14 protein-coding genes are annotated in these 12,040 nt (G+C 65.9%); 9 read left to right on the top strand and 5 right to left on the bottom strand.

What is annotated here, in order from left to right:
• Window positions 1–180: 180 nt before the first annotated feature.
• Entirely contained in the window at window positions 181–1,098 is a 918-nt protein-coding gene (locus PVW48_RS12460; RefSeq protein WP_274581570.1) for an MBL fold metallo-hydrolase, read from the bottom strand.
• A 182-nt stretch (window positions 1,099–1,280) separates the two neighbouring features.
• Between PVW48_RS12460 and PVW48_RS12465 the strand changes: the two genes are divergently transcribed.
• Both PVW48_RS12465 and PVW48_RS12470 read left to right on the top strand, forming a co-directional pair.
• Entirely contained in the window at window positions 1,281–2,168 is an 888-nt protein-coding gene (locus tag PVW48_RS12465; RefSeq protein WP_012177291.1) for an SPFH domain-containing protein, read from the top strand.
• Window positions 2,168–2,449 carry an NfeD family protein gene (locus PVW48_RS12470; RefSeq protein WP_012177292.1) on the top strand — a complete coding sequence of 94 codons (282 nt, stop codon included), beginning with the start codon at window positions 2,168–2,170 and terminating at the stop codon, window positions 2,447–2,449. Before PVW48_RS12465 ends, PVW48_RS12470 begins: the two co-directional genes overlap by 1 nt.
• A gap of 21 nt (window positions 2,450–2,470) precedes the next feature.
• Here PVW48_RS12470 and pyrF read toward each other — a convergent pair whose 3' ends face one another.
• The gene (gene pyrF / locus PVW48_RS12475) at window positions 2,471–3,169 is read right to left on the bottom strand and encodes an orotidine-5'-phosphate decarboxylase (protein ID WP_274581571.1); all 699 of its coding nucleotides are present in this window, start codon (window positions 3,167–3,169) and stop codon (window positions 2,471–2,473) included.
• A 111-nt stretch (window positions 3,170–3,280) separates the two neighbouring features.
• On the opposite strand from pyrF, the gene PVW48_RS12480 reads away from it, so the two are divergent.
• From PVW48_RS12480 to PVW48_RS12500, 5 genes are all read left to right on the top strand, one after another.
• On the top strand, window positions 3,281–3,694 hold the full coding sequence (locus PVW48_RS12480) for a hypothetical protein (protein WP_274581572.1): 414 nt from the start codon (window positions 3,281–3,283) through the stop codon (window positions 3,692–3,694).
• Window positions 3,687–3,887 carry a hypothetical protein gene (locus tag PVW48_RS12485; protein ID WP_044027610.1) on the top strand — a complete coding sequence of 67 codons (201 nt, stop codon included), beginning with the start codon at window positions 3,687–3,689 and terminating at the stop codon, window positions 3,885–3,887. The genes PVW48_RS12480 and PVW48_RS12485 overlap by 8 nt, the downstream gene beginning before the upstream one ends.
• Window positions 3,888–4,066: 179 nt before the next feature.
• The gene (gene clpB / locus PVW48_RS12490) at window positions 4,067–6,682 is read left to right on the top strand and encodes an ATP-dependent chaperone ClpB (protein WP_274581573.1); all 2,616 of its coding nucleotides are present in this window, start codon (window positions 4,067–4,069) and stop codon (window positions 6,680–6,682) included.
• Between the two features lie 110 nt (window positions 6,683–6,792).
• Window positions 6,793–7,317, top strand: coding sequence for a hypothetical protein (locus PVW48_RS12495; RefSeq protein ID WP_044028293.1), 525 nt, complete (start codon window positions 6,793–6,795; stop codon window positions 7,315–7,317).
• Between the two features lie 201 nt (window positions 7,318–7,518).
• Window positions 7,519–7,860: a thermonuclease family protein gene (locus PVW48_RS12500; RefSeq protein WP_274581574.1), complete on the top strand. Its 342-nt coding sequence runs from the start codon at window positions 7,519–7,521 to the stop codon at window positions 7,858–7,860.
• On the opposite strand, the gene PVW48_RS12505 is transcribed toward PVW48_RS12500, so the two are convergent.
• The 3 genes from PVW48_RS12505 to PVW48_RS12515 form a co-directional block, all read right to left on the bottom strand.
• A complete protein-coding gene (locus PVW48_RS12505; protein WP_012177298.1) occupies window positions 7,857–8,609 on the bottom strand; it encodes an SDR family NAD(P)-dependent oxidoreductase in 753 nt (250 codons plus the stop codon). The genes PVW48_RS12500 and PVW48_RS12505 overlap by 4 nt on opposite strands.
• Before the next feature lie 159 nt (window positions 8,610–8,768).
• The gene (locus PVW48_RS12510; RefSeq protein ID WP_012177299.1) at window positions 8,769–9,257 is read right to left on the bottom strand and encodes a fasciclin domain-containing protein; all 489 of its coding nucleotides are present in this window, start codon (window positions 9,255–9,257) and stop codon (window positions 8,769–8,771) included.
• A gap of 73 nt (window positions 9,258–9,330) precedes the next feature.
• Window positions 9,331–9,822 (bottom strand): fasciclin domain-containing protein, encoded by a 492-nt coding sequence (locus tag PVW48_RS12515; RefSeq protein WP_012177300.1) that lies wholly within the window; start codon window positions 9,820–9,822, stop codon window positions 9,331–9,333.
• Between the two features lie 345 nt (window positions 9,823–10,167).
• Between PVW48_RS12515 and msrP the strand changes: the two genes are divergently transcribed.
• On the top strand, window positions 10,168–11,085 hold the full coding sequence (msrP, locus tag PVW48_RS12520) for a protein-methionine-sulfoxide reductase catalytic subunit MsrP (RefSeq protein WP_274581575.1): 918 nt from the start codon (window positions 10,168–10,170) through the stop codon (window positions 11,083–11,085).
• The gene (gene msrQ / locus PVW48_RS12525) at window positions 11,085–11,693 is read left to right on the top strand and encodes a protein-methionine-sulfoxide reductase heme-binding subunit MsrQ (RefSeq protein ID WP_274581576.1); all 609 of its coding nucleotides are present in this window, start codon (window positions 11,085–11,087) and stop codon (window positions 11,691–11,693) included. The genes msrP and msrQ overlap by 1 nt, the downstream gene beginning before the upstream one ends.
• Window positions 11,694–12,040 lie beyond the last annotated feature (347 nt).

Consider the following 12,040-nt stretch of genomic DNA (forward strand, 5'->3'; position numbering starts at 1 on the left):
GGAACACCCGGTGCTTCAGGCCTCCATCCTCCGTGGTCCGCATTTTCTGTGCGGAGACACCCGGAGACAGCGCTCCAGCCCGTGCGTGCGGGGATGTGAGCGCGGTGGAGTGTCACCACTCACGAGGCCGGGGATAGCTCTGCTCGCGCGGATCGCGCGGGCAGAGCGCTTTGTTTCGGATCAGAGCAGCAGCTGGTAGCTGTGCGGCACGTAGCGGAAGCCGTCGCCGCGGGTTTCCACGAAGCCGATGCCGGGGAAGGGCATGTGGTAGCCGATCATCGGGATACGCTCGTCGGCGATCTGTCCCAGCACGGCGCGGCGGGCGGCGGCGGCGGCGGCCTTGTCCATGTCGAACCGCACTTCCCAGTCCGGGCGCTCCAGCGACCAGATGGGGTGGTTCGCGAGATCCGCGATCAGCATGATGGCCTGGCCCTCGCTCTCGATGCGGTAGGTCATGTGGCCCGGGGTGTGCCCGAAGGCCGCGAGGGCGGTGATGCCGCTGGCCGGGCTGCCGCCGTCATCGAGGAAGGTGAAGCGGTCGTTCAGCGGTGCCACGTTGGTGTCGAACCGCTCGTTGCCGGCGCTGGACCAGTGGTTGTGCTCGGCCGCGCCGGTGACATAGCGGGCATTGGCGAATGTCGGATCGTCACCGGACATCAGCCCGCCGATATGGTCGCCATGCATATGCGTCAGCACCACCACGTCCACCTGGTCCGGCGTGTAGCCTGCGGCGCCGAGGGCCGAGGTGATGCCCTCGGGGTTCAGGCCGGTGTCGAACAGGACCAGTTCGCTGCCGGTGTTCACCACCGTGGGGGTGAAGAAGAACTGCGCGCGGTCCGCGGGGATGAAGTTCTCGGCGCTGACGGCGGCGAATTCTTCGGGCGGCACGTTCATGCCGAAGATGGTCTGGATCTCGTCGCGCACGGCCGATCCGGCCAGCAGGGTTGTCACCTCGAACGCGCCCAGCGGGACGCGGTTGTGCGTGGGCGTGGTGGCGCCTTTCATCTCGGGGGTTGCGAGGCTGGGCCCGGCTGCGGCGGCGGCGAGGGGGAATGCCGCGCTCGCGGCGAGGGCCTGGCGGCGGGTGAAGGTGGTCATCTGTGTCCTCCTTGAGTGATACCGGGAAGCTAGGACGCGTGCCCGGGCGGACCAGCCTGCCAATCGCGGATTTGGGTGACCGGGGCGGGTGTCGCTAACGTGTCGTTTACCCGCGGCGCCTTAGTGCTATCGTGCTGGGGGAACGGGCGCGGTTGCGCAGCGTGTTCGAAGGAGACGAATTCATGGAAGACGTGCTGTTGACCCTGTTGGGGGACAACCTGGTGATTGTCCTGCTGGCGGGGGTGATCCTGCTGAGCCTGTTTCTGGGCATCCGCATCGTGCCGCAGTCGGAAAAACACGTGGTGGAGCGGTTCGGCCGGTTGCGGTCGGTGCTGGGCCCGGGGATCAACTTCATCATCCCGTTTCTGGACCGGGTGGCGCACAAGGTGTCGATCCTGGAGCGGCAGTTGCCCACGGCGAGCCAGGACGCGATCACCAGCGACAACGTGCTGGTGCAGGTGGAGACCAGCGTCTTCTATCGCATCCTGGAGCCGGAGCGCACGGTCTATCGGATCCGCGACGTGGACGCGGCCATCGCGACCACCGTGGCCGGGATCGTGCGGGCGGAGATCGGCAAGATGGAACTGGACGAGGTGCAATCCAACCGCAGCCAGCTGATCCAGCAGATCAAGGTGCTGGTCGAGGATGCGGTGGACGATTGGGGGATCGAGGTGACGCGGGCCGAGATCCTCGATGTCAATCTCGACCAGGCGACCCGGGATGCGATGTTGCAGCAGCTCAACGCGGAGCGCGCGCGCCGGGCCGCGGTGACCGAGGCCGAAGGGCAGAAACGAGCGGTGGAGTTGGCGGCCGACGCGGAGCTTTACGCGGCGGAGCAGGAGGCAAAGGCCCGTCGCGTTCTGGCCGATGCCGAAGCCTATGCCACCAGCGCAGTGGCCCGGGCGATTCAGGATAACGGTCTGGAGGCGGCGCAATACCAGGTCGCCCTCAAGCAGGTGGAGGCCCTGACCACCGTGGGCGGCAGCGCGGGCAGCCAGACGATTCTCGTTCCGGCCGACGCTGTTGCGGCCTTCGGGGATGCGTTCAAGATGCTCCGGGGGCGCGGCTGATGCTGACCCAGGCCTGGGTCTGGCTGGTCGCGGCCCTGGTGCTCGCCGCGCTGGAGATCGTGGTGCCGGCTTACGTGTTTCTCGGGTTCGCCATCGGGGCGGCGGCAACCGGCGGGCTGATCTGGGTTCTGGGGCCGGAGGCCGGGCTGACGCAGTCGGTGCCGCTGTTGCTGCTGGCCTTCGCGGTGCTGTCGCTGGTGGCCTGGCTTGCCCTGCGGCAGGTGCTGGGCGTGCGCCAGGGGCAGGTCAAGACCTTTGACCGGGACATCAACGACGACTGAGCCTTGCCGGGGCAGGCTGCCTCAGCGGGGCAGCGCGTCGCGGATGGCGCGGGCGGCCGCGGCGGGATCGGGCGCTTGCCAGATCGGGCGCCCGACCACGATGTGATCGGCGCCGTCCGAGATCGCCTGCGCCGGGGTTGCGACCCGCTTCTGATCGCCAAGGGCGGCCCCCGCGGGGCGCACCCCGGGCGTCACGATGAGCCGCCCGGTCGCTTCGGGCAGCGCGCGGATCATGGCGGCCTCCTGCGGGGAGGCGATCACGCCGTCCGCGCCCGCCGCGAAGGCGCGCCCGGCCCGCTCGGCCACCAGGTCGGGGAGCGTCCCTGCCTTGATCAGCCCCGCATCGAGATCCTGCCGGTCGAGCGAGGTCAGCACCGTCACCGCGAGGATTTTCATGGTCGAGCCTGACGCCCCCTCCTTGGCGGCCCGAACCACATGGGGATCGCCGTGCACGGTCAGGAAATCGAGGTCGAACTGTGCCAGTCCGCGCACCGCCGCCTCGACCGTGGCGCCGATATCGAAGAGCTTCATGTCGAGGAAGATGCGCTTGCCGTGATCGGTCTTCAGCTCGTTGGCCAGGGCCAGCCCGCCGCCGGTCAGCATCCCCAGCCCGATCTTGTAGAAACCGACCGCATCCCCAAGCGTCGCGGCCAGGTCAAGCCCGGCCAGCGCATTCGGCACATCCAGCGCCACGATCAATCGATCATCCGAGGTCGGCATGCGAGGTCTCCGTCATCTGTCCCGGCACGTCCCTGCCAGAGCGTCGGATCACCCGCAAGCGGAACCAGTGTCCGGCCCATGCGTTCACCGTGAAACGAGGAGGGTATATCCATGATCGCAGCGAAAATTGCCGAAATTTCACCCCGTGCGCCCGAAACGAGATGCGCGGAGGCTTTCACGCTCGGAACCATTTTGGCCTGCCTGCTGGTGACGGCGGGGCATGCCGATGACCACGGCGACATCTTGCCGGAGGATGGTGCCGCGGGCGTGGAGCAGCGCTTGTCGGGTGCGGGGACCAATCCTGACGGGGTTGTCGACGAAAAGCAGGAGGGGCTGTTCAACCAGACCGATACCGACGACTTCATCGACAATTCGGCCGCGACCGACACCACTTCGCCGCTTCTGGAAACGCCGGAGGCCGGACCGGACCCGGCCACATCTGCGCGCGATCTGGAGCCCCCGGTGGAGAACGAGGATTTCGAGGCCATCGACCGGGCGTTGCAGCCGGAGAACCAGGATGGATAACGCCCGACGGGAAACATCGGTGCAGGAGCGCAAACGCCGGGCCGCGCGGCCGTGGCTCTTCGCGCTCATTCCACTGGGGTTCGTCGCCTTCGTGGGGATTTTGATCTGGCTCGGTCGACCCACGGGCGGTCCGACCGAAATGCCGGATCCCGCGATCGTGGATCCCGAGGTTCTGCTTGAGACGGACGAATAATCCCCTTGGCGTGGCGCGGTGCAGGGCCTCGCGTCGGACCCGATCCAGACGGTCGATATTCTGCCCTGTTGCTCTTGCGCAACGGCGAGAAGGCTCCCATCTTTCCTGTTGAGGCTTGCAAGAGATGTGCCGCCAGGCGGGCATCTCGGCAGACAAGCGCTTGGATAAAGGAGAGACCGATGAACATGGAAAAGTTCACGGAACGGTCGCGCGGGTTCCTTCAGGCTGCGCAGACAATCGCGATGCGGGAAAACCACCAGCGCATGGTGCCCGAGCATCTGTTGAAGGCCCTTCTGGATGACGAGGAAGGCTTGGCCGCCAACCTGATCGCCCGTGCGGGCGGCGACGCGGCCCGCGTGCGCGAGGCGCTTGCCGCGGCCCTCGACAAGCTGCCCAAGGTGTCCGGCGACGGCGCCCAGACCTATCTCGATCAACAGACCGCGAAGGTTCTGGACGAGGCCGAAAAGCTCGCGACCAAGGCCGGGGACAGTTTCGTGCCCGTCGAACGCATCCTGACCGCGCTTGCCGTGACCAAGTCCGGTGCCAAGACCGCCCTGGAAGCGGGCGGCGTCTCGGCGCAGGCGCTGAACGGGGCGATCAACGATATCCGCAAGGGGCGCACGGCCGACACCGCGTCGGCGGAATCGGGGTATGACGCGCTCAAGAAATTCGCGCGCGACCTGACCGAGGCCGCCGCGGACGGCAAGATCGATCCGATCATCGGGCGCGACGAGGAAATTCGGCGCGCGATGCAGGTCCTCAGCCGCCGGACCAAGAACAACCCTGTCCTGATCGGCGAGCCGGGCGTCGGCAAGACCGCCATCGCCGAGGGCCTCGCCCTGCGGATCATCAATGGCGATGTGCCGGAGTCCCTGCGCAACAAGAAGCTGATGGCGCTGGACATGGGCTCGCTCATCGCGGGCGCGAAATACCGTGGCGAGTTCGAAGAGCGGTTGAAATCCGTCCTGTCCGAAGTGACGGCGGCGGCGGGCGAGATCATCCTGTTCATCGACGAGATGCACACGCTGGTGGGCGCGGGCAAGGCGGATGGGGCGATGGACGCCTCCAACCTGCTGAAACCGGCGCTGGCGCGGGGGGAATTGCACTGCGTGGGGGCGACGACGCTCGATGAGTATCGCAAATACGTGGAAAAGGACGCCGCCCTGGCCCGCCGGTTCCAGCCGGTCATGGTGCAGGAGCCCACGGTCGAGGATACCGTGTCGATCCTGCGCGGCATCAAGGAGAAATACGAGCTGCACCACGGTGTGCGGATCTCGGACTCGGCCCTGGTGGCGGCGGCAACGTTGAGCCATCGTTATATCACCGACCGGTTCCTGCCCGACAAGGCGATCGACCTCGTGGACGAGGCCGCGAGCCGGTTGCGCATGGAAGTGGACAGCAAGCCCGAGGAACTGGACGCGCTCGACCGCGAGATCCTGCAAAAGCAGATCGAGGCGGAGGCCCTGCGCCTGGAGGATGACGCGGCCTCGCGCGAGCGGCTGGCCAGCCTTGAAAAGGACCTGTCGGACCTGCAGCAGCGCAGCGCCGAGATGACCGCCCAGTGGCAGTCCGAGCGCGACAAGTTGGCCTCGGCCCGCGACCTGAAGGAACATCTCGACAAGGCGCGCGCCGAGTTGGAGATCGCCAAGCGGGAGGGCAACCTCGCCCGCGCCGGGGAGTTGTCCTATGGCGTCATTCCGGGGCTGGAGAAGCAGCTGGCCGAAGCCGAGAGCGGCGAGGGCGACGTGATGGTCGAAGAGGCCGTGCGTCCCGAGCAGATCGCGAGCGTTGTCGAGCGCTGGACCGGTATTCCGACCTCCAAGATGCTGGAGGGGGAGCGCGAGAAGCTCTTGCGCATGGAAGAGGAGATCGGGCGCCGGGTGATCGGGCAGAAGACCGCCGTGACCGCCGTGGCCAATGCGGTGCGCCGGGCGCGCGCGGGGCTGAACGACGAGAACCGGCCCTTGGGCTCGTTTCTGTTTCTCGGGCCGACCGGGGTCGGCAAGACCGAGCTGACCAAGGCCGTCGCCGAGTTCCTGTTCGACGACGACAGCGCCATGGTGCGGATCGACATGTCCGAATTCATGGAGAAACACGCGGTCGCGCGTCTGATTGGGGCCCCTCCGGGGTATGTCGGGTATGACGAGGGCGGGGTGCTGACCGAAGCGGTGCGGCGCCGGCCCTACCAGGTCGTGCTGTTCGATGAGGTCGAGAAGGCCCACCCGGACGTGTTCAACGTGCTCCTGCAGGTGCTCGACGACGGTGTGCTGACCGACGGGCAGGGGCGCACGGTGGACTTCAAGCAGACGCTGATCGTGCTGACCTCGAACCTCGGGGCGCAGGCGCTCAGCCAATTGCCCGATGGCGCGGACGCCAGTGCGGCCAAGCGGGACGTGATGGACGCGGTGCGCGCCCATTTCCGGCCCGAGTTCCTGAACCGGCTGGACGAGACGATCATCTTCGACCGCCTGGTGCGGGACGACATGGACGCGATTGTGGATATCCAGCTCGCCCGGCTGCAGAAGCGCCTGGATGCGCGCAAGCTGACCCTGGCGCTGGACGATGCGGCGCGCAGCTGGCTTGCGGATGAAGGCTATGACCCTGTGTTCGGGGCCCGGCCCCTCAAGCGCGTGATCCAGCGGGCGCTGCAGGACCAGTTGGCCGAGATGATCCTGGCCGGGGACGTGACCGACGGCGAGACCATTCCGGTCAGCGCCGGGCCGGACGGGCTGCTGGTCGGCGACAGGGTGTCGACCTCCCGCAGGGTTCCGCCGCAGGACGCCGTCGTCCACTGAGGCCAGCCCACCGAAGGGCCCCGTGCGCGCGGGGCCCTTTCGCGTTGCAATCGGCACATGCACGCGTCTCTATGCGGTCAGGGAAAGCTATCCACACCATGGAGGACCGCATGAAAGTCACCACACTCACCCTCGCCGCGACCTTCGCCGCGCTGACGGGTTTCGCCAGCGCCGACACCGATGTGCTGCCCGCGCCGGGCACCACCTTCACCCCTTACGGAAGCGTCGAGGGCTGGAACATCTTCGTGAACGACGCGCGCAAGACCTGCATGATCGAGAAGGTCGATGCAGAGGAAACCGTGGTCCAGATGGGGCTCACGGCGGATCGCGGCTTTGGCTATCTCGGGGTGTTCACGAAGCGGGATATCGGTCTCGATGAAGGCGACGAACCGGTCGCGGTGCTGATCGGCGAGAACGTCTACATGGGCTCGGCTCGGCGGATCACCGGGGGGCTGCGCGATGGCTACACCGGCGGGTACATCATTTCCGACGATCCGCAATTCGTCGAAGACGTGCAGCAGCAATATTCGATGATGGTGCTGCCGGAGACCGATTTCGCCTTCGTGGTGAACCTCGCGGGCACCAAGAAGGCGATCGAGGCCGCGCGGGCCTGCAACGCCGCCCAGCTGAACTGACACGGGTTTGCCGCGCATGCCGGGGCGCGCTTCGGCGCGCCCTTTTTCGTTGCTCCCGCAGGGTCGTGTCCCACGTGGGTCGGTGACGGTCCTTCGCCCTGTCGGCGGTCGGGTTTTTCCGGACCCCGCGCGGTCGTAACGTTTTGCTGACGAAGATCGTGCAGCCTGCACAGGCAGGGCGCAGATCCGAGGAGACGTTGCATGACCCCACTGGTTGCTTTCGTGTTGTTGCTGGCCGCCCCCCGCGGCGATGTTTACGTGGCCGATGCCAGGACCCTTGTGATGTCCGGAACCGCGGTGCGCCTCGAAGGCATTGCCGTCCCCCCCGCGCAGAGTGTGCAGGGCGCGGCCGCAGCCGAGATGCTGCGCAGGCTCGTGGCCGACAAGCTGGTGACCTGCCGGATGGAGGGGGCGGCGATCGGGGGCTTCACGACAGGGGCATGTCGCGCGGATGGCGAAGATCTCGCCATGGCCCTGGTCGCGTCCGGACATGCAAGGGAGTGTTCGGGGTCGGGCGCGCCCCCGGACTGTCGCGCGCGCTAGCCCCGCAGTGCCGGGAGGCCGATTCCCGTCGCCTCGAACCCGCCATCGGCCGCAAGGACCTGTCCGGTGATGAAGCTGGCCCTCTCGGAGCACAGGAAGAGGATCGCCTCTGCGATCTCCTGCTCGGAGCCGTAGCGGTTGAGGGGGATGGCGTCGTGATAGGCGTCGATGATCTCTTGCGAGTGGACCGCCATGGCCAGCTTGGTGCGCACCGGGCCGGGGCAGACGCAATTGGCGCGGATGCCGTGCTCGCCCAGTTCCACGGCCTGTTGCAGGGTCAACTGGATCACGGCGGCTTTCGAGGTGCCGTAGGCGACGCGCAGGGTGGAGGCCCGCAGCCCCGAGATCGAGGCGATGTTCACGACCGCGCCTTTCGTGGCCTTCAGGGCAGGGGTGGCGGCCTGGACACAGAGAAACGGACCGTCGAGGTTGGTCTCCATCACCGTTTTCCAGCGTGCGAAGCTGGTCTCTTCGATCGGGCCGAAATCCGCGACCCCGGCGTTGTTCACAAGGGCGTCGATCTGGCCGAACTCTCGCAGGGTTTCCGCGATCATCCCCTCCACCGCCTCCGGGTCCGACACGTCGCAATCGATGCCATGGACCCCGTCCAGACCTTGCAAGGCTTCCGCCAGCGCGGGGCCATCCCGGTCGATCATGGCGACCTTCCAGCCACGTTCCAGCAAGAGTTTCGTGGTTGCGAGGCCGATGCCGCGCGCCGCGCCGGTCACCACAGCGGTTTTGGATGTCATCTCGAAGTCCTGGATGTTGGGTGTGTATCGCGCCGAACCTGCGGCAAGCGGTCTCGACAGGCAAGGGCGCGGGAATACGAAAACCCCTCCTCCACGGGTGTGGAGGAGGGGTCTGCGGCGCGGTTTGATGCGCCGCCGGGACTATGGTGCCCTAGAGGATCAGGGCAGCAGAACCTTGTCGATCACGTGGATCACGCCGTTGGAGGCGGTGATGTCCGCCGTGGTCACGGTGGCATCGTTGACCATGACGCCATCGGTGCCGTCCACCTTGACGGTGCCGCCCTGCACGGTCGCGACGTCGAGCGTGGCCCCTGCGAGCTGATCCGAGGTCACCGCGCCGGGAATGACGTGGTAGGTCAGGATGGCGACCAGCTGGTCACGGTTCTCGGGCTCGAGCAGGCTCTCGACGGTGCCGGCGGGCAGCGCGGCGAATGCGTCGTTCGTGGGGGCGAAGACCGTGAAAGGTCCGTCGCCCTTGAGCGTGTCGACGAGGCCCGCGGCACTCACGGCGGCCACGAGGGTCGAGAAATCGGCGTTCGAGGACGCGATGTCGACGATGTCATTGCCACCGGCCATGGGATCACAGGCAGCGACGAGGCCGACCAGCCCGAAGGCGGCGGCGGTTTTGAGTGCGAAGCGACGGTTCATTGTAGTCTCACTTTTCTTGGTCTTGTGGGTCAGGGCGGGACGGCCCTCGCGGGCCGCCCCAGTGTCTCACCCATTACATAGAGGGCAGGATCACCGCGTCGATAACGTGGATGACGCCGTTGGACGCCTCGATGTCGGCGGTCACGACATTCGCACCGTTCACGGTCACGCCGCCTTCGGTCATGATCTTGACGTCGCCGCCCTGCACGGTTGCTGCGGACATGTCATTGGACAGATCGCCCGACATGACTTTGGCGGGGATGACGTGGTAGGTCAGGATCGCGACCAGCTGGTCCTTGTTCTCGGGCTTCAGCAGGTCTTCGACCGTGCCTTCGGGCAGGGCTGCGAAGGCGTCGTCGGTCGGCGCGAACACCGTGAACGGGCCTTCGGACTTCAGCGTGTCGACGAGACCTGCGGCCTGAACGGCTGCAACGAGCGTGCCGAAGCTGCCAGCCTCGATCGCGATGTCGACGATGTCTTTTGCGTTGTCATCATCGCTCATCGCGAATGCCGAGCCGGCCATCATCATAGCGGCGGAGGCCGCGAGGAAAGTTCTGCGGATCATGTCTGTTTCTCCAAGAAAGCAAACCCACCCCCATGGCAGGCTTGTCGTTCCGAACCTGCCATCTAGGCGCGTTTTCGACGGGGGCTTTCCGCCGATCGGCTTGACGAAAAGACACGGCCGCCTAAGCCGCATCTCGATTTTGTCGCCACACACAAATCTGTGACCGGATGTGAAAAAAGGCGCAGGATTATTTCCGATTTTCAGGGGCAGAGGGCCGCGGTGGCCCGGTTTTTCCGCGCCTGCGAGACCTGTCCTTGTTTCAGGAACCCGCCATAAAGTGAGGGGAGTTGGTTTGGAGGTTGCCCGGTGCATCGCTATGTCCTCGTCAAACACCGGAGAGACGACATGCGACGCACAACCGATCTGAACACGGGCCTGACACATGCGGACATCACGCCCAGATCCGTTTTTCTCAATCGCCGGAGCTTCATGGCAAGCGCCGCGGCTGCGGGGATCTTCGCCGGCAGCCAGGCCACCGCGCGCGATTTTGCGGGCGGCGAGACGCCCAACACGCTGGAAGAGATCACCAGCTACAACAATTTCTACGAGTTCGGCTTCGACAAGGGCGATCCGGCGAAATACGCCCATGCGCTGACCACCGATCCCTGGTCGATCACGGTGGACGGGATGGTCGACAACCCCGGAACCTATGACATCGCCGACCTGGTGGATGCGGCAGAGATCGAAGAACGCATCTACCGCTTCCGCTGTGTCGAGGCCTGGTCGATGGTCATTCCCTGGAACGGGATCGAGTTGAACAAGGTGCTGGCCAAACTCGGTGTGCAGCCCGGCGCGAAATACGTGGCCTTCGAGACGCTCGTGCGCCCGTCCGAGATGCCGGCGCAGCGGGGCGGGGGCAATATCGAATGGCCGTATCGCGAAGGTCTGCGCCTGGACGAGGCGATGCATCCGCTGACCCTGTTGGCGACGGGCATTTACGGCGCGCCCATGCCGAAACAGAACGGGGCCCCGATCCGGCTGGTGGTGCCGTGGAAATACGGGTTCAAGTCGATCAAGTCGATCGTGCGGATCTCGCTTGTGGACCAGGAGCCGCCGACCACCTGGAACATGCTGCAGCCGCGCGAGTACGGTTTCTATTCCAACGTGAATCCCGAGGTCGACCACCCGCGCTGGTCCCAGGCCACGGAGCGGCGCATCGGCGACGGGCTATTCGCACGCCGCCGCGAGACCTTGATGTTCAATGGCTATGCCGACCAGGTCGCAAGCCTTTATGACGGCATGGACCTGACCGAGTTCTACTGATGGTGGACGGGCTCAACCGCGCGGCGCGCAAGGTGCCGAACTGGCTGTTCTACGTTCTGGGGCCGCTGCCCGCGATGTGGCTGCTGTGGCAGGGGATCCAGGGCGGGCTCGGGGTCGACCCGGTCAAGGTGATCGAGCACGAGCTGGGTCTGATCGCATTGCAACTGCTGATCGCGGGGCTTGCGATCACGCCCTTGCGGCGCTTCGCGGGGCTCAACCTGATCAAGTGGCGCCGTCCCATCGGCGTTCTGGCGTTTTCCTACGTCGCCCTGCATCTGGCGACCTGGGTGCTGCTCGACATGCAGCTTTACTGGGAACAGATGCTCAAGGACATCGCCAAGCGCCCGTATATCACCATCGGCATGGTGGCCTTTGTCCTGCTCGTCCCCCTGGCCTGGACATCGAACAATCGGTCCGTGCGGAGCATGGGGGCCGCCGCCTGGAGCAAGCTGCACCGGCTTGTCTATCCGGCGGTCCTGCTGGGGGCGGTGCATTTCGTCATGGTTCAGAAAGTCTGGGAGGCGGAGTCGCTGCTCTACCTCGCGCTGACGGTCGGATTGCTCGCCTCGCGGATCAAGCTGCCGCGCAGGGACACTGCGCGCGCCTGAGATCCGATGCGCCCGGTGGCGTGGCGCCTTCCTTGTTGTCGGCGGCCAACTGCCCCGAGGCGGCGGGACATTCCGCAGCGTCAGAGGCCGCATCACGCGTCAACCTTACGCTAACCAACTGAAAAACATGGGGTCAGCGTGTTTTTCAAAAAAAAGAACCTTTCGGGCAAAAAACCCCTTGCGACTCTCCGGGCCCATCCGTAAACACCCCCTCACCGACGCGGCGGACACGCCAACTCGGTCATCCCAGAGGGACGAAGGCGGGCGCGCCGAACAAGGGCGCAAACAACGGCGTTTTCTCTGAGCTCTTTGACATTGTAGTATATCTGAAGAGATATGCGGGCGGT

Source organism: Dinoroseobacter sp. PD6 (genome assembly GCF_028807315.1).
Taxonomy (GTDB): domain Bacteria; phylum Pseudomonadota; class Alphaproteobacteria; order Rhodobacterales; family Rhodobacteraceae; genus Dinoroseobacter; species Dinoroseobacter shibae.